25 protein-coding genes are annotated in these 24,183 nt (G+C 33.7%); 7 read left to right on the top strand and 18 right to left on the bottom strand.

Translation table 11 applies throughout. The annotated features are described in order from the left end of the window. Window positions 1–57 precede the first annotated feature (57 nt). Window positions 58–207 carry a hypothetical protein gene (locus G6042_RS04280; protein ID WP_169523080.1) on the top strand — a complete coding sequence of 50 codons (150 nt, stop codon included), beginning with the start codon at window positions 58–60 and terminating at the stop codon, window positions 205–207. Window positions 208–335: 128 nt separating this feature from the next. On the opposite strand, the gene G6042_RS04285 is transcribed toward G6042_RS04280, so the two are convergent. The 4 genes from G6042_RS04285 to G6042_RS04295 form a co-directional block, all read right to left on the bottom strand. Next, window positions 336–797, bottom strand: coding sequence for a UpxY family transcription antiterminator (locus G6042_RS04285; RefSeq protein ID WP_169523081.1), 462 nt, complete (start codon window positions 795–797; stop codon window positions 336–338). A gap of 44 nt (window positions 798–841) precedes the next feature. Continuing rightward, window positions 842–967 carry a hypothetical protein gene (locus G6042_RS14425; RefSeq protein WP_262887305.1) on the bottom strand — a complete coding sequence of 42 codons (126 nt, stop codon included), beginning with the start codon at window positions 965–967 and terminating at the stop codon, window positions 842–844. Between the two features lie 467 nt (window positions 968–1,434). After that, window positions 1,435–4,452 carry a T9SS type A sorting domain-containing protein gene (locus tag G6042_RS04290; RefSeq protein WP_169523082.1) on the bottom strand — a complete coding sequence of 1,006 codons (3,018 nt, stop codon included), beginning with the start codon at window positions 4,450–4,452 and terminating at the stop codon, window positions 1,435–1,437. Continuing rightward, on the bottom strand, window positions 4,436–4,585 hold the full coding sequence (locus tag G6042_RS04295; RefSeq protein ID WP_169523083.1) for a hypothetical protein: 150 nt from the start codon (window positions 4,583–4,585) through the stop codon (window positions 4,436–4,438). The genes G6042_RS04290 and G6042_RS04295 overlap by 17 nt, the downstream gene beginning before the upstream one ends. 369 nt (window positions 4,586–4,954) lie before the next feature. Here G6042_RS04295 and G6042_RS04300 point away from each other — a divergent pair, with 369 nt between their 5' ends. Next, the gene (locus tag G6042_RS04300) at window positions 4,955–5,710 is read left to right on the top strand and encodes a hypothetical protein (RefSeq protein WP_169523084.1); all 756 of its coding nucleotides are present in this window, start codon (window positions 4,955–4,957) and stop codon (window positions 5,708–5,710) included. A gap of 3 nt (window positions 5,711–5,713) precedes the next feature. Here the strand turns inward: G6042_RS04300 and rfbB are convergent, their stop codons facing one another. The 7 genes from rfbB to recR all read right to left on the bottom strand — a co-directional run bounded on the left by rfbB (window position 5,714) and on the right by recR (window position 14,392). Further along, complete coding sequence (rfbB, locus tag G6042_RS04305; RefSeq protein WP_169523085.1) at window positions 5,714–6,772, bottom strand: dTDP-glucose 4,6-dehydratase; 1,059 nt, start codon at window positions 6,770–6,772, stop codon at window positions 5,714–5,716. After that, window positions 6,759–8,036: a nucleotide sugar dehydrogenase gene (locus G6042_RS04310; RefSeq protein ID WP_169523086.1), complete on the bottom strand. Its 1,278-nt coding sequence runs from the start codon at window positions 8,034–8,036 to the stop codon at window positions 6,759–6,761. Before G6042_RS04310 ends, rfbB begins: the two co-directional genes overlap by 14 nt. A gap of 22 nt (window positions 8,037–8,058) precedes the next feature. Next, window positions 8,059–9,450 carry a UDP-glucose 6-dehydrogenase gene (locus G6042_RS04315; RefSeq protein ID WP_169523087.1) on the bottom strand — a complete coding sequence of 464 codons (1,392 nt, stop codon included), beginning with the start codon at window positions 9,448–9,450 and terminating at the stop codon, window positions 8,059–8,061. Window positions 9,451–9,455: 5 nt separating this feature from the next. Next, the gene (locus G6042_RS04320) at window positions 9,456–10,433 is read right to left on the bottom strand and encodes an SDR family oxidoreductase (RefSeq protein WP_169523088.1); all 978 of its coding nucleotides are present in this window, start codon (window positions 10,431–10,433) and stop codon (window positions 9,456–9,458) included. Next, a complete protein-coding gene (locus G6042_RS04325) occupies window positions 10,426–12,897 on the bottom strand; it encodes an exopolysaccharide transport family protein (protein ID WP_169523089.1) in 2,472 nt (823 codons plus the stop codon). The genes G6042_RS04320 and G6042_RS04325 overlap by 8 nt, the downstream gene beginning before the upstream one ends. Window positions 12,898–12,907: 10 nt before the next feature. Then, the gene (locus G6042_RS04330; protein WP_317168039.1) at window positions 12,908–13,702 is read right to left on the bottom strand and encodes a polysaccharide biosynthesis/export family protein; all 795 of its coding nucleotides are present in this window, start codon (window positions 13,700–13,702) and stop codon (window positions 12,908–12,910) included. Window positions 13,703–13,774: 72 nt separating this feature from the next. After that, window positions 13,775–14,392, bottom strand: coding sequence for a recombination mediator RecR (gene recR, locus G6042_RS04335; protein ID WP_169523090.1), 618 nt, complete (start codon window positions 14,390–14,392; stop codon window positions 13,775–13,777). Window positions 14,393–14,514: 122 nt separating this feature from the next. Between recR and G6042_RS04340 the strand changes: the two genes are divergently transcribed. Further along, entirely contained in the window at window positions 14,515–16,011 is a 1,497-nt protein-coding gene (locus tag G6042_RS04340; RefSeq protein ID WP_169523091.1) for a sodium:solute symporter, read from the top strand. A 189-nt stretch (window positions 16,012–16,200) separates the two neighbouring features. Here G6042_RS04340 and G6042_RS04345 read toward each other — a convergent pair whose 3' ends face one another. Then, window positions 16,201–16,566: a CoA-binding protein gene (locus G6042_RS04345; protein WP_169523092.1), complete on the bottom strand. Its 366-nt coding sequence runs from the start codon at window positions 16,564–16,566 to the stop codon at window positions 16,201–16,203. Window positions 16,567–16,654: 88 nt separating this feature from the next. On the opposite strand from G6042_RS04345, the gene G6042_RS04350 reads away from it, so the two are divergent. Continuing rightward, window positions 16,655–17,290, top strand: a complete 636-nt coding sequence (locus G6042_RS04350) for a MarC family NAAT transporter (protein WP_169523093.1) — start codon at window positions 16,655–16,657, stop codon at window positions 17,288–17,290. 73 nt (window positions 17,291–17,363) lie between these two features. Here G6042_RS04350 and ctlX read toward each other — a convergent pair whose 3' ends face one another. The 6 genes from ctlX to G6042_RS04380 all read right to left on the bottom strand — a co-directional run bounded on the left by ctlX (window position 17,364) and on the right by G6042_RS04380 (window position 21,635). Beyond that, window positions 17,364–18,299: a citrulline utilization hydrolase CtlX gene (gene ctlX / locus G6042_RS04355; RefSeq protein WP_169523094.1), complete on the bottom strand. Its 936-nt coding sequence runs from the start codon at window positions 18,297–18,299 to the stop codon at window positions 17,364–17,366. Window positions 18,300–18,332: 33 nt separating this feature from the next. Further along, the gene (locus G6042_RS04360) at window positions 18,333–18,656 is read right to left on the bottom strand and encodes a hypothetical protein (protein WP_169523095.1); all 324 of its coding nucleotides are present in this window, start codon (window positions 18,654–18,656) and stop codon (window positions 18,333–18,335) included. Next, a complete protein-coding gene (locus G6042_RS04365; protein ID WP_169523096.1) occupies window positions 18,644–18,841 on the bottom strand; it encodes a hypothetical protein in 198 nt (65 codons plus the stop codon). The genes G6042_RS04360 and G6042_RS04365 overlap by 13 nt, the downstream gene beginning before the upstream one ends. Before the next feature lie 51 nt (window positions 18,842–18,892). After that, on the bottom strand, window positions 18,893–19,807 hold the full coding sequence (locus tag G6042_RS04370; protein ID WP_169523097.1) for a dimethylarginine dimethylaminohydrolase family protein: 915 nt from the start codon (window positions 19,805–19,807) through the stop codon (window positions 18,893–18,895). Between the two features lie 113 nt (window positions 19,808–19,920). After that, a complete protein-coding gene (gene lysA, locus G6042_RS04375; RefSeq protein ID WP_169523098.1) occupies window positions 19,921–21,126 on the bottom strand; it encodes a diaminopimelate decarboxylase in 1,206 nt (401 codons plus the stop codon). A 92-nt stretch (window positions 21,127–21,218) separates the two neighbouring features. After that, entirely contained in the window at window positions 21,219–21,635 is a 417-nt protein-coding gene (locus tag G6042_RS04380) for a hypothetical protein (RefSeq protein ID WP_169523099.1), read from the bottom strand. A gap of 154 nt (window positions 21,636–21,789) precedes the next feature. On the opposite strand from G6042_RS04380, the gene sucC reads away from it, so the two are divergent. The 3 genes from sucC (at window position 21,790) to G6042_RS04395 (ending at window position 24,141) form a co-directional block, all read left to right on the top strand. Further along, complete coding sequence (gene sucC, locus G6042_RS04385; RefSeq protein WP_169523100.1) at window positions 21,790–22,983, top strand: ADP-forming succinate--CoA ligase subunit beta; 1,194 nt, start codon at window positions 21,790–21,792, stop codon at window positions 22,981–22,983. A 159-nt stretch (window positions 22,984–23,142) separates the two neighbouring features. After that, entirely contained in the window at window positions 23,143–23,427 is a 285-nt protein-coding gene (locus tag G6042_RS04390; protein WP_169523101.1) for a DUF493 family protein, read from the top strand. Window positions 23,428–23,430: 3 nt separating this feature from the next. Beyond that, window positions 23,431–24,141, top strand: a complete 711-nt coding sequence (locus G6042_RS04395) for a DUF4290 domain-containing protein (protein ID WP_169523168.1) — start codon at window positions 23,431–23,433, stop codon at window positions 24,139–24,141. Window positions 24,142–24,183: the final 42 nt, after the last annotated feature.

Raw genomic sequence — 24,183 nt, forward strand, 5'->3', positions numbered from 1 at the left:
TGCCAATTCGTAAAATTTGTGTCAACATCACAAACTTAACTACTCTTAACTCTCTACATGGTTCAAAAAGAAACGAGCAAAGCGAGTAAATCCGTAAAATCTGTACAATCCGTGGCAAAAACCAACGAGCAAAGCGAATACATCCATGAAATCAACCAAACCATTTCGTGCCAATTCGTAAAATTTGTTTCAACACCACAAACTTAACTACTCTTAACTCTCTACATGGTACAAAAAGAAACGAGCAAAGCGAGAAAATCCGTAAAATCTGTACAATCAGTGGCAAAAAACAACGAGCAAAGCGAGTAAATAAATAAAATTCGTGTAAAACAACACTACTTCTTCAGGATCACCTTAAATCCTAATTGCTCTAAAATAATCTCCATTTGGTTTTTATCCACTTTAGAAACTGTGCCTTCCAAACCCGAAAACGGTCCAGTTTCAATAGTATAAACAGAACCTACTTCAATTCCAGTTACTTCAAACGAAGTTACTACCGTATCATGAAGCCATTTTTGCAAACTCACAATTTCAGCGTTTCGAACAACAGCAGGTTTCCCAAGCCAATACAAATAACGAACCACGCCGCTAACCTGAAAAACAATATCGCGCTGTGCTTCTTCCACATTCACAAAAACATAGGATGGCAATAATGGAACTTCCACTTTTTTTTTTCGATCCGACCATTGTTTGATTTGAGTAACCAATGGACAATATACTTCTACACCTAATTTTTCAAGTCGTTCCGACACTTTTTTCTCGTGTCTAGGTTCAGTATATAAAGCATACCATGGCATATAAAACAATTTGCACCAAAGATAGGAAATTAGCCTTAATCAATTCAAAAACAAATTTCAACTTCAACCACAACTTCAACCACAACTTCAACCACAACTTCAACCACAACTTCAACCTCAACTTCAACCTCAACCTCAACCTCAACTTCAACCTCAACTTCAAAATTCAATTTCAACCTCAAACTTGAAACCTGAAACTCCCCACAAACTTGTCATTCTGAACGCAGCGCAGCGAAGTGAAGAATCTCAAAACCTTCAACCCGAAGCACGAAAACCTCAATTTTGAAACCTGAAACCCTTTGCTCAACTTAGTGCTAAAACTTCGTGAAACATTGTGCTACCAAAATCTCCAAACTTGAAACCTTCAACCCGAAACCCGAAACCCGAAACCTTCAACCCGAAACCCAGCGCAACTTTGTGAAAAAACTTCGTGAAACATTGTGCTACCAAAATCTCCAAACTTGAAACCTTCAACCCGAAACCCGAAACCCGAAACTTGAAACCCAGCGCAACTTTGTGAAAAAACTTCGTGAAACATAGTGCTACAAAAAAACTCCGACAAAGTATAAACTTCATCGGAGTTAATTTAAACAGTAATAGCTTTTCACTAATTACTTCTCACTCTTCACTTAAAAAATTATCGTTTCACTACACGAACTACTTTCGTCTGCTCGCCTTGTGTTACAATTACATTATAAACACCACTTGGATAATCGGAACCAATCGTTGCGGTTTCTAAATCGCCTGCAGTTGTGTTTTTGCTATCTACCATTCTTCCCAACATATCAAATACTTTTACATCTATTGACGCTGTTTTGTCCGTTGACGTAACATCCAATTGGAATGCATTGCTGTATGGGTTTGGATACGCCTTTACTGCAAATGGTACTTGTGCAATTCTTGCTACTGGTGCAACTGGTGCTGTTCCTGGTGTGGTAAACGTACACGATGTACTCGTTCCGCTTTCTACTCCATTTCTAAATGCTTTTACAGTAACATTATAAGTCGTTCCAGCAATCCATCCTGGTAAATCACTTAATCGTAAATAATTAACTTGTTTTGTTATATTCTCTGGAAAACCTGATACACTATACTCATAATCTGTAGCTCCAAAAACTGTTGGTGTATACAAAATAGTTGATGACGAAGTCATTACTGTTGCACAATTTGCCAAAGCTTGTGCTGGTGTTGGCATTGCTGGTGTACTTACTGTACATATCGAACTCCATTCTCCCACTTTACCATTTCGAATTGCTCGCATTCTTACCTGATATTCTCTGCTGTAATTCCAAACATCTGGTAATCCTGTCGTTAATCTAAAATTAGTAGTCAAACTAGAAATAGTTCCAATATATACACCTTCACTACTACTAATCTGAAACTCATAACTAGTAGCTCCATATACTGACGGTGAATAAACCGGTGACGAAGCAGCTGTTAATAAAGTAGCACAATTCGTTAAACTTTGAGTAGCTACAGGAACCGACGGAGTAGTTAGAGTACAAGGGATACCATATCCCTCATCACCTGAAGGAAATACTTCTCCAAACTGACGAGTTCTTACCTCAACAGTATAAGTCGTATCATAATTCCAGGTCGGAAAATGATCCGTCAATCTAAAATAATTTGTCGAACTCTCAAATTCATAATTCTCCGAACCCAAACTAACTCTAAACTGATACGCTACCGCACCAGGAACCGATGGAGAATAAACTGGTGTCGTTGCTGCAGTTAATATTGTAGTACAATTTATTAAACTTTGACCCAAAACAGGAACGGGTGGTGTAGTTATTCTACATGCAGAACTTTCACCCTGTTGCTCTCCATCAATCACTAATGAAACATAAACATCATAAGTAACTCCATACAAATGAGCCCATGAACCTAGTTGTAATAACGTAAAATATGGTGTAGAATTCGTTACAAATCCTGAAAGACTTCCTCCAACCTGAGAAATTCTAAATCGATATTGAACTGTATGCCCTTCAACGCTTACCGCATTGCAACTAATTGGTGCATTTCTGTAATTTAAAATACTTCCACAAGATGGTGATGTAATCGACACTGGTAATACCGGACAACCTGTATAAATGGTTCCTCCATTACAATCTTCAATGATATTATTATAGCAAATTGCTGGCGCACCTGGATATACATTTTGATTGAAATCATCACAGTCATCAGCATTACTTACATAGGCAATCTCTGCTGTAGAAGGATTTTCACATGCTAAAACTGCTTCGCCCGATCCAAAACCATCGCCATCGGCATCTAAATACCAAAGTTGAGGGGTAATTACCGTGTTTACAATAGAATTACTGGTCGCTGTAGTACTTGATAAATAAGTTCCACCAGTAACAGTAATTTCAACTGTTACAGCTTGACCATTAGTCAAACTTGTAGTCGTATAGGTTGACGAAGCACCCGATTGCACACTACTTCCAGCCACTTTAAAATCATAATTCACAGTTCCACCTCCAACTTGATTGGCTGTAGCTGTAAAAGTAACACTTGTTCCTGCACAAAAAGAATTATCTACATCATTACTAACTAATGAAACAGTTGGAGCATCAAACACAGTCAATACACCAGTTGAAGCATTAAAAGAAGCGGTTTGACCAAAACCTAAACCCGAAGTAGAAAGTGTAGCACTACTACTCAATGCTCCAGGTAAAACAGTATAAGTTCCTCTTGTTGGCACCGAGCTAAAGGCTACAGCAATGCCAGATGTAGTAATAGTTGCAGCATAACCTGATTTTTGAACAATCAAAGTTCCACCAGTAACTACTGTTGCTCCTGTATAGGTATTGTTTCCTGTAAAGGTAGCGGTACCATTCCCTACTTTTGTAACGGTTCCACTTCCGTTTATAACACCAGAAAAAGTTACATTTCCACCAGCATTAACTACTTCTATATTCAAAGGTTGATTTGAGTTTCTAACAATATTACCCGAGAACGTATTAGTACCCGAAGCATTTAAACCGCCAATGTATCTAGTATTTGCATTACCTGGATTAACATTGATAGTTCTAGTAAAATTAGTTCCTCCATCACTTTTAGATAAGAAAAACTTAGTAAAATTACCTAACTGTCCACCATTACCTAAATAAATGGCACTTCCTGAAGCAATATCACCTCCGTTTTCAATCCACAATTCTCCTTCATCAATTTCGGTATTACCAGTATAAGTATTCAAAGCACTTAACTTAGCAATACTGTATTGCTTAATTCGTAAAGCACCACTTCCCGATATAACATTTAAAAAACGGATTACCTTACCATTATCACCATAAACATCTATTGAATTAGAATTATTATCAATGAAATCAAAATCTAAATCTCCATCAACAGGATTAAGCTCAGCCCCAGCATTTAATGTTATTGGAGCATTAAAGACATGTCTTGTTCCTGAATTATTTTCAATTTTTGGTACTCCATTGTTAGCATTTAAAAACAATCTATAATTAGAATCTGCATTCAAAATTCTTTGACTAGACGCATTTGATGTGAAAAACAGTCTTCTAACATTAAAATCCCTAGTATTCAACTTCATGGTATTAATACCATTGCCACTAAAATACACATCATGACTATCAAAGCAATCTGGAGCTTGGCGAAATCCACCCCAACTGTTTGTTTTAAAACCATTGACCATCACCTGATGGTTCGCAAGTACTTCCCGACAACCAACTTCCATCACTCGGTCCATCTGCCCTCCAATAGACTGTCGTTTGCGAATAACCACAAAAAGACGAGACTAAAACTAAAAAAAGTAAAATTCTTTTCATAAATTTATTGTTTAATTTATTTAAATAAAATACTCACATTTAACATTAAAAAGTATCATTTTTTTTAAGGTTAAAAAAGCGAATAATGCATAAAAATAAACAATATTTTAACAATTATATAATAGACTTTAAAAACTAGTCTTCGAAAACGTTTTCGTGTTGATAAATAACGTAAGTAAGAAACTTTTGAGCTCATTTACACTTCGTAGTAGAATACACTAAATTTCAATGAAACAAAAGAAGAAAATAGTCAAAAAACCAAACTTTATATTTTGTATTTTTACAAGAATTCATCTTTATACATTCATTCGATAGTGCTTTTTAAATAATAATATGAACTCAAATATATAAAATCCTTACCCTAAAAATATGGCAAAAGTAATCGCTCCGTTTAAAATAGTAGGCACACTAGACGACCTCAACTTCTACATCGATGAGAACAACACCAACCGGGTTCGAACAAAAGGAAAAACAGGTGTGAGTAGCGAAGAGTTCTTATCAAATCCTATTTTTACTAAGGTTAAAAACCACGGAAAAGAATTTGGCAAAGCCGTAAAAAAAGCTCAAAGTTTTAGAGCCATAGCACATTATTTTTACAACAAAGCAAAAGACGGAAGCTTTGCGGGTAGAGCAAACAAACTACTACTCGAAATCATCAAAGAAGACACCATAAATCCAGAAGGCGAAAGAACATTCGAAAACGGCATGCTGCAACCCGAAACTAAAACCTATTTTTTAAATTTTGAAGGAAACAAACTCCGTCCGTTGAATGAAGTCTTAAAAGCCAACTGGCATTGGGATGAAAACGAAGCAACTTTTCGTTTTGAACAACTAATTCCCTCTAAACATATCGATTGGCCAGAAACCGCCGAACAAGCTCACCTAGCAATTGCTTTGGCTAATTGGAATTATCTCGAAAACACATTTACAACGGAATACAGTGAAGAAATTATACTAAAAAAGGATGATACAACCGTTGAAAATGGCATTTTAAAAACAAAAACACCAAAAGACAATCAGCTACACATCCTTTTTTTATATATCGGGTTTTCAAAAAACAACCGACGAAAATCAATCGAACTAAAACGAAGTTACAATACAGTAACCATCATTTGGACAAAATAACTTCTACGAATACTGCTTTTCGTAATAGTGTTGATAATCACCCGAAGTGACGTTTTTCAACCAAGTTTCGTTGGCAAGATACCAATCAATCGTTTGCGCTAAACCTTCTTCAAAAGTAACAGAAGGTTTCCATCCTAATTCACGATTTATTTTACTTGCATCGATGGCATAACGCAAATCGTGTCCTGGTCTATCTTTTACATAGGTAATCAATTGTTCTGATTCACCAATTATTCTTCCAAGTTTTTCATCCATTTTTTGGCAAAGCAATTTGACCAAATCAATATTTTGCCATTCGTTGAAACCACCAATATTATAGGTTTCGTGATTTTTCCCTTCATGGAAAACCAAATCAATAGCAACAGCGTGATCTTTTACAAACAACCAATCACGAGTATATTTTCCATCGCCATAAACTGGCAAAGGTTTTTTCTCAATAATATTATTTATAAATAATGGAATTAATTTTTCTGGAAAGTGGTTTGGTCCATAATTATTAGAACAATTAGTGATAACATAAGGCAAACCATAAGTTTCTCCATAAGCACGAACAAAATGATCAGAACTCGCTTTTGATGCCGAATAAGGAGAATTGGGATCATATGGTGTAGTTTCGGTAAATAAACCGGTGGAGCCAAGCGAACCATAAACCTCATCGGTAGAAACATGATAAAAACGTTTCCCTTCGTAATTAGTTGCCCAAATAGATTTTGCGGCATTCAACAAATTCATCGTCCCGATAACATTGGTTTTCACAAATGCCAATGGATCAGTTATCGAACGATCAACATGTGATTCTGCGGCTAGGTGAATTACACCATCAAACTGATGCTTTTGGAACAAATCATTGATAAAATCGGCATCCGTAATATCGCCTTTTACAAATTGATAATTTTCATTATTTTCAATGTCAGCAATATTTTCAAGATTTCCTGCATAGGTCAAAGCATCAAGATTGAAAATTTGATAATTTGGATATTTGTTCACAAACAATCGAACAACATGCGAACCAATAAATCCTGCACCGCCAGTAATTACTATTTTTTTATTATAATCTGCCATCTGCAACTCCGTTTAATATTCCTTTTACGTCAAATAAAACTCCATTCTCTTTCTTCATTTTAGAAAAATCGATAGTTGTAAATTCTTTATGTGCAACACCTAAAACTAATGCATCAAATGTTTCAGAAGGCAATTCATTGGTAGTAATTAAATTGTATTCATGTTTTACCTCTTCTGGTTTTGCCCATGGATCAAAAATAGTTACTTGAATACCATAATCAGTCAATGCCTGAACTACATCTACAATTTTAGTGTTTCTAACATCGGGACAATTTTCTTTAAAAGTGATTCCAAGCATTAACAAATTAGCTCCGTTGATAGCAATTCCTTTTTTAATCATTAGTTTAACCACTTGCGAAGCAACATATTCACCCATACTGTCGTTCAAACGTCTTCCAGCCAAAATGATTTCAGGATGATATCCTTTTTCTTGAGCTTTTTGCGCTAGATAATAGGGATCAACACCGATGCAATGTCCGCCAACCAATCCTGGTTTAAACGGCAAAAAGTTCCATTTGGTTCCTGCTGCTTCAAGAACAGCATGGGTATCTATTTCTAATAAATTGAAAATTTTTGCCAATTCATTTACAAACGCAATATTGATATCACGCTGTGAATTTTCAATCACTTTGGCAGCTTCGGCTACTTTAATCGTAGGTGCTAAATGTGTTCCAGCTGTAATAACTGTTTTATATAATTCGTTTACTTTTTGTCCAATTTCTGGTGTGGAACCCGAAGTTACTTTTAGAATTTTTTCAACGGTATGTTCTTTATCACCCGGATTAATTCGCTCTGGAGAATAGCCTGCAAAAAAGTCAACATTGAATTTTAATCCGCTGACTTTTTCCAAAACAGGAATACATTCTTCCTCAGTAACACCAGGATAAACGGTAGATTCATAAATAACAATATCGCCTTTTTTCAATACCTTTCCAACCGTTTCACTCGATTTGTACAACGGAGTTAAATCTGGTCGATTGTTTTTATCAACTGGCGTTGGAACAGTAACAATATAATAATTACAATCGGCTATATCATTAATATTTGAAGAGCAAAACAAACCTTTATCAACGGGAATTGAAGAAGTCAAAACTGCTTTTAGAATATCTTCTTCCACTTCCAATGTGGCATCTTGCCCCGAATTAAGTTCGGCTATTCTACTTTGATTGATGTCAAATCCTATTACTGGATATTTGGTAGCAAAAAGTCGTGCCAATGGCAATCCAACATAACCCAATCCAATAATTGCTATTTTAATGTTCATGTGAAATTTTAATTTTAATCTGTTAAGAACCAATGGCTTGATAAACAAACCCTATTTCTTTCATTTTTGCAGCATCCAATAAATTTCGTCCATCAAAAACAAATGCTGGCTTTTGCATGTTATCATAAATTCTTTGCCAATCATAGTCTTTAAATTCATCCCATTCGGTTAGAATTGCTATGGCATGAGCATCTTTACACGCTTCATACGGATTGTCAAACGACTTGATGTATTTTTGATTTTCTACTGAAGAACGAGTTTCAAGATAATCCAAATCACTCAACACTTGTTGATAAGGAACTTTTGGATCAAACAACCCAATAGTGGCTTGTTCGTTAATCAAATCATCGGCTACATAAATCGCAGCGGATTCTCTAGTATCGTTGGTATCTTTTTTGAAAGCCCAACCTAAAAACGTGATTTTTTTACCCGAAACAGTATTGTACAATGTTTGCACAATATTTCTAGAAAAACGTCTTTTTTGATGGTCATTCATTATGATTACTTGTTCCCAATAATCGGCTACTTCGTTTAAACCAAATGCTTTTGAAATATATACCAAATTCAATATATCTTTTTGGAAACATGAACCACCAAAACCAACGGATGCTTTAAGGAATTTAGAACCAATTCGGCTATCCATCCCAATCGCTTTGGCAACTTCACTTACATTCGCTTCTGTTTTTTCACACAATTCTGATATAGCATTGATGGAAGAAACACGTTGAGCTAAGAAAGCATTCGCAGTTAATTTTGACAATTCTGATGACCAAACGTTGGTTTTTAAAATTCGCTCTCTTGGAACCCAATTAGCATATACATCGACTAAAGCTTCAATAGCTTTTTGACCTTCTGGAGAAGTTTCGCCACCAATCAAAACGCGATCTGGACTAAGTAAATCTTCAACCGCAGTTCCTTCTGCTAAAAATTCTGGATTTGATAATATTTGAAACTGGACACCATTTCCGGTATTATCTAAAATACTTTTGATAGCTTCGGCTGTTCTAACAGGCAATGTCGATTTTTCTACAATGATTTTGTCGGTTTTAGAAACGCGCGCAATTTGTCGAGCACATAGTTCGATATACTTTAAATCAGCTGCCATTCCTTTTCCTGTTCCATACGTTTTCGTTGGCGTATTTACCGAAATAAATATCAATTCGGCTTCATCGATAGCCTTATCAACTTCGGTAGAAAAAAATAAGTTTTTCCCTCTAGCTTTGCCTACAATCTCGCCTAATCCTGGTTCATAAACCGGAATATTATCAACATTTTCATCATTCCAAGCGGCTATTCTTTTTTCGTTTAAATCAACAACGGTTACTTTTATGTGTGGACATTTTTCAGCAATTACTGCCATAGTTGGTCCACCAACATATCCTGCGCCGATACAGCAAATTTTTGTAATTTTCATTCTTTTTATTTTAAATTCTCCCAATACCATTTCACAGCTTCTTTCAAACCATCTTGAAACGAATACTTAGGATGATACCCTAATAATTGTTTTGCTTTTTCTATACTTGCCAATGAATGCGGTATATCGCCCACTCGATTTGGACCGTGAATTACCGCAACATCGTTTATTTTTTCATCAAATTCAGATAAATATAGTTTTAGATAATTTACTAAATCTTTTAATGTATTTCGATCACCAAAAGCGGTATTATAAACCGTATTTATCGCTTCTGGATTTTGAGTTAGCATAGCCAATTCATTCATTTGAATTACATTATCAATATAAGTGAAATCTCTTGAATAATTTCCATCACCGTTTATTACTGGACTTTCATGACCAATTAATTGAAGTACAAATTTAGGAATTACTGCGGCATAAGCACCATTTGGATCTTGTCTTCTTCCATATACGTTAAAATAGCGTAATCCAATTGTCTCGATTCCATAAGTTCTACTAAAAACATCGGCATATAATTCATTGACATATTTTGTCACTGCATAAGGCGAAAGCGGTTTCCCTATAACATCTTCTACTTTAGGCAAACTCTCTGAGTCGCCATAGGTTGAAGAACTTGCTGCATATACAAATCGTTTTACCCCAGCATCGCGCGAAGCCGTAAGCATGTTTAAAAATCCGCTTACGTTTACATCATTACTAGTAATTGGATCTTTAATGGATCGCGGCACCGAACCTAATGCGGCTTGATGCAACACAAAATCAATATCTTTAGCCGCTTCTTGACAAGTAGCAAAATCTCTAATATCGCCTTCAATAAATCGAAAATTTTCATTTTGAAAAAAAGGCTCAATATTATGTTTATGTCCCGTTGAAAGATTATCTAAACAAACAACCTTATATTCTTTTGCTAAAAAATATTCACACAAATTGGATCCAATAAATCCAGCGCCACCAGTAATTAATATTGATTTATTGTTACTCATTGTTTTTTCTTTTATGCAATATATTTTTTAGTCTAGCAATAACTCCTTTTGTTTCTTCTTCTTCTTCGTGATAACCATTAGAATAACCATATCCATAACCGTAGCCATAGCCGTAACCATATCCTGTACCATATTTAGCTTTGTTTTCATAACCATTAAAAATAATGCTAATATTAGACAATTCTCCTCTTTTTGTTCTGTTATTCAACAATGTTAACATTTCTTTTTTGGTAAAATTTTGTCGAACTACATACAGCGTCACATCACTATATTGAGCCAATTCTAATGCATCAGAAACCAATCCAACTGGCGGCGTATCAAGAATGATATAATCGTATCTTTTCTTTAATTCATCCATCATTTCTTTCATTGATTCGCCCATAATCAATTCAGAAGGATTTGGTGGAATTGGTCCAGAAGTAATTACATCTAAATAAGGAATGTGCGTTTTTTGAATTACTTCATCTAATCCTTTTTGACCAATTAAATAATTCACAGCTCCAATATCATTTTTTATATTGAAATCATCAAAAATCTTTGGTTTTCTTAAATCCAATCCTAGAATTATTGTTTTCTTTTCGCTCAACGCAAAAACGGTTGCGATATTGATGGAACAAAATGTTTTTCCTTCACCACTAATAGAAGAAGTCAGCATCAAGGTTTTTGAACCTGATAAGCTTTGTTTTTTATACAAAAATTGAAGCGAGGAACGAATAGCTCTAAACGATTCTGACAAAGCTGATTTTGGTCTTTCAAAAACAGATAAATTGGACTCGTTTACTTTTATTCCAACTATTCCAATTACTGGAATTTGTGTAATTGCCGATATATCATCTATATTTTGAATGGAATTTTTAACCAAAAACAGAACAAAAATAATCAGTAACGGAATTAATAATCCGGCAAATAAAGCAATGATATAATTTATTCCTGTTCTTGGACCAATTAAACCATCACCAACATCTTTTGCTTTATCAATAAATTGAATATCAGACATATTTGCAGCTTTTACAATCGAAGCTTCTAATCGTTTTTGCAAAAATGTATTGTAAATGTTATCGCTAAGATTATATTTTCTAGAAATACTAAGGTATTCTAATTGTTTTTCAGGAAGTATGGTTATTTCGCTTTCAAGTCTACGTAGTTTTTCGTTTACTTTTAAATTATCATATTGATATGTGCTTTTCAAAGAACTTATATTCTCTAGTAAAACTTTTTTTAGCGAACCTATTTGATTATCAATATCTTTATAAAATAAATCACCTTTTACAGATAATTTCATATCAGCTCTTTTTACTGATAATTCGATAATTTTAGCAACATTACCTACAATGTTTGGCTCTGCTATTCCAACAACTGTTGGCGCTGGCAGTTTTGAAAAATCAACACTTTTATTCAAATAGTCGTTTAACGAATTCAAATAGGCAATCTTTCTATCAATTTCGTCTTTTTGTACATCCAAAGTAAGAAACTGTTCTTTAAAGTTTGCTCCTTTATCTTCAATATCAAGTACGTTATTTTTTTTACTAAAATTCTTCAAGTCATTACCCGAAGTATTTAGTTTCTGCTCCATCTCGAGCAATGTTTGATCAATAAAACTAATGGTATTCTCGGCAAATTTATTTTTACTATCTAATTGATTTTTTTTCAAAACATCAACTGTCATATTAAGATAATCAACGAGTTTAGCTTTATTCGTACCTTCCATTTTAATTTTTAATATAGAGGCAGCTTTTTCGTCGTTAATAACATTTATAGTTTTGAATGTACTAACAGTACCATCAAAAGAGTTAAATTTAATCAAGATTTCTTCTCCTGTTTTAAATTTAACGTTAGAATCTAATTCTAATTTCCAGTTTAAATACGGCAATGAAACTATTTCTCCGACTCTATATTTTTTAGAAAATGTTTCAGCTTTAACCTTTATTGGTTCTATTGAATTATCAGAATATCGAATAACACTAGCCGAATTTGTTTCAAACGGAATACTAATTTGATAATAATTTTGATCTAGTAATGTAACCGAAATATAAAAATTTAGTAACTGAAATTCATTTTTATTAGGTACAATTTTAAAAGGAATTTGACCATAAACATCTCGATCATAATAATCAGTTCTTTTGATGTAATCAATAAAAAAATTTAACTCATCAACCACGAATTCATTATGAGAACGCGACTTTAAAGTTGTCATAATTCCTTGCACCTTATCCGATGTTCCGCCCCAATTAAAAATCAAACTTGTATTGGATGAAAACAACTGATTGTTTTCTTCTTTTATAGCTATTGTTGTTTCTAAACCATATATTTTTTGCTTTCTAACGTTAACTTGATAAGCAACTATAAAACAAAGAATTAATGAAACTAGAAACCATTTCCAATAACCTACAATCTTGATTAAAAAGCTTTTAAAATCAAAACTGTTTTTATTCTCAAAAAAAGAAAAATCTTTTACGTCTAACATTTAAGTTGATTTAATTTCTTAATAGTAAAAACACGGTAGTGGTTAACGAAAGTAGGGTTATAAAAGTTGACAACGATTCTAATCCTGTTTTTCCTGTTCCCCAAGTTTTTTGCTTTAGCGGTTTTACATAAATGTAATCGTTCGGTTGAAGATTATAAACAGGAGATTTCATAGCATTAACATCGGTTAAATCAATGTGAAATGTTTCTGTTCCATGGGGAAATTTTCTCATTACAATTACATCTTTTCTATCTCCTGTAAGATTGATATCACCTGAATTTGCAACAGCTTCAAGAATATTTACCTTTTCTTGAAACAAAATTTTCGTACCTGTTGTTCCCAATTCTCCATTGGTTACAAATCTAAAACCTGCTAATTTTACTGTTACAAAAATTCCAGCCTCAGTAGTAAAATGATCTCGAAGTAAACGTTCTTCAATCAATTTTCTAACTTCTTCAACTGTTCTACCCAATACATTTACCTCATCAAGAATTGGCAATCTAATATTACCGTGATCATCAACATGATATCCACTCATATACACTGCTTGTTCACTAACTGCTCCACTGACGCGGTTTGAGGCATTAAACATTTCTGTAAGTTCTGGATTTTTAGATTTTATTGAAACATCCAAAACATCACTGATTTGAAGTCGATAAGGTTTTTGATTAATTGCTTCTACCGATTGATTTGCTGTTTCGCCATTTGACTTATCTTGAAGATAAATTAAATCTTTTGTTGGAATACAAGAAGTAAACAAAACACTGATTAAAAGCGCAAAAAACAAGTTAAATTTATTCATCATTGAGTAAAAATTGTCAACAAAGATAGTTTTTCAAATCTAATAATAAAAATGTAAAAAACTATTATTCAATCATTATCGATTGAGAGAAATTTCAAACGGAACTCGATGTAAAATACTTCGTCCCAAAGTAACCTCATCAGCATATTCTAATTCATCACCAACGGCTATTCCGCGAGCGATTGTTGAAGTCTTTATTTCGCAATCTTTTATTTGTTTGTAGATATAAAAATTGGTTGTATCGCCTTCCATTGTAGAACTTAACGCAAAAATTAATTCTTCAATTTGTCCCGATTTTACTTTTTCTACTAGCGAATGAATATTCAACTGACTTGGACCAACGCCATCAATAGGAGAAATTTTTCCTCCCAAAACATGATAAATTCCTTTGAACTGATTCGTGTTTTCAATAGCCATAACATCGCGAACATCTTCAACTACACAAATAATTTTATGGTTTCGAGCCGAATTATTGCAAATTTCACAAACCTCAACGTCGGAAATATTATGACAGGATTTACAAAACTTTATTTCTTCTCGCATCGTGGTTAACGCTTGCGACAAAAACTGAGTTTGTTCCACAGGTTGTTTTAATAAATGTAAAACTAGACGAAGCGCTGTTCGTTTACCAATTCCAGGTAATTGCGCCATTTCGTTGACTGCTTTTTCTAACAATTTTGAAGAAAATTCCATGCGACAAAAATAGTGTAAAAAGAGAAAAGAAAATAGAACAAAGAATGCAGAGTTATCTATTCTCTATTTTCTTTCTTCTATATTCTGTTTTATTTCTATTTTAGCACAACAAAAATTCTCACATGTCAGCAGGAACTATTTTAGCTATTATCATTATTTATTTTGGAGTTCTAATTCTTATTTCGAATATTGTTTCCAAGAAAAGTTCGGATAATGATACTTTTTTTAAAGCCAATAAAAATTCCAAATGGTATTTGGTTGCTTTTGGAATGATTGGAACAGCGTTGTCTGGCGTTACTTTTATTTCGGTTCCAGGAAATGTTGGTTCACCCGAAAGTCAGTTTAGTTATTTTCAATTTGTTTTAGGAAACGCTATTGGATTTTTGATAATTGCCAAAGTATTGCTTCCGCTATATTATCGGATGAATTTAACTTCCATTTATGGTTATATCGAACAACGACTTGGCACAGTTAGTTATAAAACCGCCGCTTCTATTTTCTTGATTAGCAGAACGATTGGTTCGGCTTTCCGATTGTATTTGGTCGTGATTGTTTTGCAACGTTATGTGTTTGATTTTTTCAATGTTCCGTTTGCAGCAACGGTTTTAATTTCGCTCGGATTGATTTTTGCTTATACCTATCGCGGCGGATTAAAAACGATTATCATTACGGATACTTTACAGACTTTTTTCTTAGTTTCTTCGGTTTTTTTGACGATAATTTTTATTTGCCAAAGTTTAGATTTATCGGCAATTGAAGCTTTTGAAGCCGTAAAAAACAGTAATTATTCTAAAATTTTCTTCTATGAAGATTACTTAAAAGGCAATTTTGTTTTGAAGCAAATCCTTGGAGGAATTTTTGTTACTATCGCTATGGTTGGACTTGACCAAGACTTGATGCAAAAGAATTTAAGCTGTAAGAACATAGGCGAAGCTCAAAAAAACATGTTCACCTTTACTGGAATTTTCGTTATAATCAACATCTTTTTTCTTAGTGTTGGTGCGTTGCTTTATCTTTTTGCGACTAAAAACAATATTGAAATTCCGATGGTAAATGGTGTTGCACGAACGGATTATCTTTTTCCAGAAATTGCGTTTAATCATTTGGCTGTTTTCCCTGCAATTATTTTCCTTTTAGGATTAACGGCTGCAACTTTTGCCACAACAGATAGTGCTTTGACAGCTTTGACGACTTCGTTTTGTGTAGATTTCCTGAATATGGATAAAGTTGAAAATGCATCAAATCCTAAGAATGTAAAAACGCGTCATTTGGTTCATTTAGGTTTTTCTTTGTTGATGTTTTTGGTGATTGTTATCTTCAACTCACTGAATGACCAATCTGTCGTGACTATGATTTTTAAAGTGGCGAGTTATACTTATGGTCCGTTATTAGGATTATATGCTTTTGGTTTGTTTATGAAATCGAAAACAGTTCACGATAAATTTGTTCCGTTTATTTGCATTATTTCTCCATTGGTTTGTTTTTTCTTGGCAAAAAATTCGGCGGTGCTTTTTGGAAATTATATTATTGATAACGAATTAATTATCATTAATGGTCTGATTACGTTTATCGGTTTGTTATTGATTAGTAAACCAACGACAAGTCAGATGAAGTTTTAAAATTTAACCGCAAAGTCTTTCGTATTTAAACCTGACAGGTTTATCAATGGATAACTTTTAGCCCCGATTGAAGTGGAAATCCTGTCATTGCGAAGCTTAAAGTTTGATGAGATTGCTTCGTTCCTCGCAATGACAGATTGTAACGAAAAGCGGGAAAATGGTTTGTTGAAATGCCCAATAGATTCGCTCCTAATACTGATTGGTTGTCAATAAAACTAACGTGCAAGCGATCTCTACTTTGATGCCGTTGCTTTGCAGCAGTTGGTAAAACTCTGGATTTTCGGTTCCAGGATTGAAAAGTACTCTTTTGGGTTTGGTTTCGATGATGTAATTGTAATATTCGCGCTGACGAACTGGGTTTAAATACAAGGTTATGGTATCGATATTTTTTAGTGGAATTTGTTTTGTGTGGATTTTTATTCCGGCAACTTCGCCTGCATTTTGACCGATTGCCAAAACGGAATGTCCTTTGTCAACCAACATATTTATGGCTTTGAAAGCATATCTATCGGGCTTTGTTGTGGCGCCGAGAACGAGTGTTTTTTTGTTTTTCATATTGCAAAATTAGTGAATATTATTTTTTATTTAACGTTGCCTTTTATTGTTTGCCTATCTTTGCAGAGAATAAAAATTTTTAGAAAAAATGGAAGTCTTTTTAAACACATTTTTTGTTCTGCTTGGTGCTTTGTTTTCGGTATTGAACCCGATTGGTGCTGTGCCTATTTTTGTGGGTTTGACGCAGGATTATGACAAAGCGGAACGTTCTAGAGTTTCACTAATGACAGCGATAAATGTTTGTATTATTTTGACTATTTCGTTTTTTGTTGGTGAATATGTTTTGAAATTTTTTGGGATTACGATTTCGGCACTTCGAATTGCTGGTGGAATTTTGATTGCGAGTTCGGGTTTTGGTTTATTAAATGCTAATCCGAAAAAACGAAAAGGTATTAGCAAAAAAGTGGAAGAAGATTCGCTGAACCGAAATTCGATTGCGTTAACGCCACTGGCAATGCCGATGTTGGCTGGTCCAGGTTCGATTTCGTTATTGATTGCTTTTTATCAAGATCATAATTCAACTACCGATATTTTGGCTTCTTCATTATCCATTTTGACCGTTTCGCTGTTAATTTTCCTGATTTTGAGAAGTGCTCACTATTTGGCGAAATATCTTGGTGCTTCGGGAATTGTTACTATTTCTAGAATCGTTGGTTTCTTGACGGTTGCTATTGGAATTCAGTATATTATTAGTGCGATTTTGAGTATTATTAGAGGAATCTAAATTCAATTACGAATTAAAAATTAAGAATTATGAGAAACTCAATTCGTAATTTTTAATTCGTAATTTTCATCTTTTACTCTCTTGGAAGGAAAATTTCTGCCATCATGCAACGCGCACTTCCGCCACCGCAAGCTTCGATGGTATCTAAACTGGAATGGATAATTTCAACGTGAGCTTCGAGTTGGGCAATCTGCTTTTTGGTTAAACTTTTATAAGCCGATTCGCTCATGACTAAAAATCGTTTGTCGTCATTTCCTTTTACTTCAAGCATATTTCCGGCAAAATTATTGACTTGTTCTTCGGTAATAAGAATTACTTCTTTGTCATCGCCACGAAGACTATCAAGAACCATTTTGCGTTCTTTTTTGTCATCGATACAATCGGCACAAATCACGGCAAATGTATCGCCAAGACACATCATTACGTTAGTATGATAAATCAGTTTTCGCTCGCCGTTTACCGTTTGAAAAGCTTCGAAAATTACTGGTGTAAATTCAAAATCTTCACAAAATTCTATCATCAGTTCTTCGTCAGCTCTTGGAGAAAGTGCACAATAGGCTTTTCCGTTTTCGCGGTCGAGAAGCAAACTTCCTGTTCCTTCAAGGAAAACGTTATCTTCTTCTGCCAAAGTATAATCCATGATTTCATTGATTACAAAACCTTCGTCTTCCAAAATATCAAGAATGTCTTCTCTTCTTTCGGCACGACGATTTTCGGCAAACATTGGATATAAAACTACGTCGCCATTTTCATGAAATGAAATCCAATTGTTTGGAAAAATACTGTCTGGCGTGTTGGGTTCAAGCGTATCGTCAACGACAATAACATTCACGCCAACTTTTCTTAATTTGGCAACAAAGGCATCAAACTCTTGTTGGGCTTTTTCGTTTACTGTTTCAGGAGATAATCCGTCAAGGACTTTTTGGTAATAATTGTTTACCGCCGTTTGCTCGTTCATTCTAAACGCTACCGGACGAATCATTAGAATTGAGTTTGTTGTTTGATTCATTTTCTCTTAATTTGATAGGATTTAGAAATTAATTTATAACCATTTTGCTTCTTCGCAATGGTTGTTTATTACATGTGTTACTAAGTAATTAGATTTATGTTTTTCAAAAAACACAAACCAAGTTGTTCGTGAATTGGATTTATAAAAAATATAATTGCTACCGAAATCTATTAATTTTAAGGGTGTTTTATGAGATGGAAAAGTGGTAATACTATTTTCTACAAAATCAATGATATTATTTTTATACGATTCAGCATTTTCAAGATAAGAAAAGTAATCTTCTCTAAAAAGTAGCAAAACCAAATCAAAGAAATAATCCTCGACTTCAGGTTTATACAAGATTTTTACTTTTTCCATGGTAAAGCTCTAAGTCTTTCTGAAAGTCTTTTTTTTAATTCTTCACCAGTTATTCCTTTTTTAAACTCTTCCTCAAAATTAAAAGTTGCATTTCGTTTAATTACCGAAAGTTCTTCAAGAATCTTCTTGTCTTCTAATTTTGAAATCCAATCAATAAGTTCTTTTTTTGAAATTGTCGTTTCCATAGCTATCAATTTGATAATCAAATATAGTAATTATTTCAGTTAAGTACGAAATTAATCTCTTATCAACGGCAAAGTTGAACATCTAAGTAATCCTTCTTGCTTGGCTATTTCGGCATATGGAATTTCTTCAACTGTAAATCCATTTTCGCGAAGCCAATTGTTTAATCGGGTGAAATTTTTCTCAGAAACAACTACATTTTCATCAATAGAAAACACATTAGAATTCATGTGATACATTTCGTCTCGCGTAATGTGAAACAGATTTTCTTTTCCAAAAAGTTTTACTAAATACACATAATCGGCTTCTTCACGGAAACCGCTTTTATAGATTATTCCTTTGTTTTTTCCAACAGGTTGAAAGCAACAATCGAGATGCAATGCGTTATCACGAGCTTCCAATTTTGATTTTACCAAGTCAAATTCCTTCACAATTTTATTTGGAAACAAATCCTTAATATATTGAACACCTTGCATATTAGTTCGTGCTGTGATGTAATCTTTATAATCCGAACCTTTATATGTTCCAATGAAAATATAATCGTTCCAAAGCATCACATCGCCGCCTTCGATATGAACTTCATCTGGCGGACGAATGACTTTTGCTGGATTTATTTGGTCGATTACATATTGAATGGCATCCAATTCTCGTTCTCTATCAGGCAAAATATTGGCTTTTACAAAAACATCGTCGATGACAAAACCAATATCGCGAGTAAAAATTTGGTTGTAATTTTCAATCATATCTGGTCGAAAAACTTTTACATCGTATTTTTGAAATACTTGATTGAAAGCTTCCATTTCGTTTACCATATCAGCTTCAATCGGATAAGTTCCAGCGAGAATGTGTTCCAAAGATTTTGGATCATAAGCTTCTTCTGCAGTTGGTGTTGGACCATTATTTAAAGCTGAACCTAATACAACTGCTCTTAATCTTGAGGTTTCGTTTTTTACATTTAATTGTAGCATAAAATTAATTTTGTGCAAAAAAGCATCACTTTTTAACACGGATTTTGACAAATATAAAAAAGCTTCCCGATTAAGAGAAGCTTTGTTTATAAGTATTGAATGATTTTTTTATTTTATATTTCAATCATAATTTGATTTTGCAATAAATCATCAAACGTTTCGCGTTGTCTAATTAAATGTCCTTTGCCATTTTTCCAAAGTACTTCCGCTGGCTTAAATCTTGAGTTATAATTAGATGCCATCGAAAAACAATACGCTCCAGCATTTTTAAAACATAAAACATCACCTTCGTGAATTTCGGTAATTCTTCGATTGCTGGCAAAAGTATCTGTTTCACAAATATAACCTACAACAGTATAAAAACGTTCTTTTCCTTTTGGGTTTGAAATGTTTTCAATGGCGTGTTGTGAACCATAAAACATCGGACGAATTAAATGGTTAAATCCGCTATCAATTCCAGCAAAAACAGTAGAAGTTGTTTGTTTTATCACATTTACTTTGGCTAAAAAACAACCTGCTTCGCTTACTAAAAATTTTCCTGGTTCAAATGCTAATGTCAATTCGCGACCATATTCTTTCTCAAAAGCCAAAAATCGTTTGGTCAATTTTTTTCCTAATTCTTCAATATTCGTTTCGATATCGTCTTTTTTGTATGGAACTTTAAATCCTGAACCAAAATCTAGAAAATCCAAATCTTTGAATTGTTTTGCAGCATCAAATAAAATTTCTGCCGCATACAAGAATACTTCAATGTCTAAAATATCTGAACCTGTATGCATATGAATTCCGTTGATGTGCATTTTAGTATTTTCAACTATACGTAAAATATGTGGAATTTGATAAATCGAAATACCAAATTTACTGTCGATATGACCTACTGAAATATTCTCATTTCCACCAGCCATAACATGTGGATTGATACGAATACAAACTGGAACTTTTGGATGTTTTGTTCCAAAATGCTCTAAAACCGAAAGATTATCGATATTGATTTGAACACCAAGCGCAGCAACTTCTTCAATTTCTTCAAATGAAACGCCGTTTGGAGTAAAAATAATTTTATCAGGAGTAAAACCAGCATGTAATCCAAGTTGAACTTCTTGTATAGAAACCGTATCCAATCCTGAACCTAAGTTGTTTAATAATTTCAAAACCGAAATATTAGACAAAGCTTTCATAGCATAATTGATGCGAAGCTTTTCCACCTTGGAAAATGCATTGGTTAAGCGTTTATACTGAAATTCAATTTTTTCAGCGTCATACACATACAATGGATTTCCAAACTCGTTGGCAAGGTCTAATAAGTCTTTTGTTTGCATTATTAATTATTTTTAAATTATTTTATGCAAATCTAATCGCTCAATGTGGGAATTCCAAAGAAAAAAATACCAGAATTCGTGATTTTTGAAAGCTAATCTATCAATTCTAACCGAAAACCATCGGCATAAGTTTGATCAATAACTAATTTATCATCAACAATTGATAGACAACCCAATTCGATATTATCAATTTTTAACACTTCATCACAACCAAAATCTGATGAGCTTTCTAATATTTGGTAATTATAAACTCCTGTTTCAAAAAAATCGTAAAGCATTTGGTCAGTTGTTGTGTTGACAATCGTTACCGTGTTAGTAATTGAATTAAAACTCCAAGTTATCATACCAGGTTCTATTTCTTGATTAACACCAAGCAAACCGCCAGTTACTTTAACAAATTTCCATTCACGAGAAAGTTGATCCTGAGTAAAATTACTTTCATTATCGTTTTGACAACCAAAACTAATTAAAACTATTACCAATGATAAAACTTTGTAAAACACTTTCATATAACTATTTTTATTGAATATGATGACAATATTAATCAAAAGGTTGCGTGAAAAAATTAAAAATAAAATATACTAAATTGATATACATTTCTTTTGGGTTTAATACTAATTGATTACTTTTGTGACACTTTATTAAAGCAATTAAATTTTCAATATGAACATTCACGAATATCAAGGAAAAGAAATATTAGCTAGTTATGGCGTTCGCGTTCAACGCGGAATTGTTGCTAATAGTCCAGTTGAAGCTGTAGCAGCTGCAAAACAATTAACTGCAGAAACAGGAACAGGTTGGCACGTTATTAAAGCTCAAATCCACGCTGGTGGAAGAGGAAAAGGTGGCGGAGTTAAATTAGCAAAAAACTTGCAACAGGTTGAAGAATTGGCAGAACAAATCATTGGAATGCAATTAATCACTCCACAAACTCCACCAGAAGGGAAAAAAGTTCATAAAGTTTTAATTGCGGAAGATGTTTACTATCCAGGTGAAAGTGAAACTTCTGAATTTTATATGTCAGTTCTTTTAAACAGAGCAAGAGGAAGAAACATGATTATGTATTCAACCGAAGGTGGAATGGATATTGAAGAAGTTGCAGAACATACTCCACATTTAATTTTTACTGAAGAAATCGATCCAGCTGTTGGATTACAAGGTTTCCAAGCAAGAAGAATTGCCTTTAACTTAGGTCTTTCTGGAAATGCTTTCAAAGAAATGGTAAAATTTGTTGATGCTTTATACAATGCTTACATTGGTTCTGATGCATCTATGTTTGAAATCAACCCAGTTTTAAAAACATCTGACAATAAAATTATGGCAGTTGACGCTAAAGTAAATATCGATGATAATGCTTTATATCGTCAACCAAAATATGCAGACATGCGCGATATTCGTGAGGAAAATCCAATCGAAGTTGAAGCAAAAGAAGTTGGATTAAACTATGTTGATCTTGATGGAACTGTTGGTTGTATGGTTAACGGTGCAGGATTAGCAATGGCAACAATGGATTTAATTAAATATGCAGGTTTTGAACCAGCAAACTTCCTAGATGTTGGTGGAACTGCCGATGCAAAACGTGTGGAAACAGCTTTCCGTATCATCTTAAAAGATCCAAACGTAAAAGCAATTTTAATCAACATTTTTGGAGGAATTGTTCGTTGTGACCGTGTTGCTCAAGGTGTAATTGATGCTTATAAAAATATGGGCGATGCTATTAAAGTACCAATCATCGTTCGTCTTCAAGGAACAAACGCCGAATTAGCAAAAGAAATGATTGACCAATCTGGAATGCCAATTTTATCGGCAGTACAATTCCAAGAAGCAGCCGATCAAGTAAAAGCAGCTTTGTCATAATATAGTAAATACTTTTTTACAAATAAAAATCGGAATAGAGTTTACATCTATTCCGATTTGTTTTTTTAACACAAAATTCACTTCAAAAAACCAAAAGTAAATCGCATCCCTATAAAATCTAAAATCAATACTGTATATTTGCTTTTATTTTTACTATCAATGGATAAAAAAACCGAAGAATTTTATAGCAGACTGCGTGAGGAATTGAACAATACTTCCGTTTGGCCGAGTGAATATTTATATAAATTTATTGTACCAACAGATGCAAAAAAGATTGAAGAAGTAGAAAATGCTTTTGACAATCTTGGCGCGGTAATTCAAACTACACAATCAAAAACTGGAAAATACACTAGTCTTTCCGTCAATGTTACTATGGAAAGCCCTGAACATGTGATTGAAAAATATATTGAAGTTTCAAATATTGAAGGAATAATTTCGCTTTAAAAAATTATGGAAAAATACATCAAAGAAAATGCAAATGACGTAGTACATCATCTTGAGTACAATGCCGAAAGACCGCATTTAATTATTCCTGAGTATGGTCGTCATTTACAAAAACTAATCGATCAAGCAACTGAAATTGCCGATAGAGACGAACGTAATAAAGCGGCGAAATACATCATTCAAGTCATGGGAAGTTTAAATCCGCATTTGCGTGATGTTCCCGATTTTCAACACAAACTCTGGGACCAAATATTTATCATGTCCGATTTTAGATTGGATGTCGATTCACCATATCCAGTTCCAACACGTGAAGTGATTAACTTAAAACCAGAACGATTAGCTTATCCTCAAAAAAATCCAAAATACCGATTTTATGGCAATAACATTAAATATATGATTAATGTTGCTAACAGTTGGGAAGAAGGCGAAATGAAAAGCGCATTGGTAAAAGTAATTGCCAATCACATGAAAAAATCCTATTTAAGTTGGAACAAAGACACAGTTACTGATGCGGTGATTTTTGAGCATTTGTTAGAATTATCTGATGGGAAATTAAATTTGTTGCAAAGCTCTGAAGAATTGTTGACTACAACAGACATCATGCGAACCAACAAAAAAACATCCAACAAAAATATGCCGCAAAATGCAAAAATCAAAAACAACAAAAACGGCAAAAAACCTTTTGTAAAAAATAACAATAAAAATCCAAAATAATTGCGAGTTACGAGTTACGTGTTGCGAGTTTATACAATCCAA

Origin of the sequence: Flavobacterium solisilvae (assembly GCF_012911605.1) — a bacterium.
GTDB classification, from domain to species: domain Bacteria; phylum Bacteroidota; class Bacteroidia; order Flavobacteriales; family Flavobacteriaceae; genus Flavobacterium; species Flavobacterium solisilvae.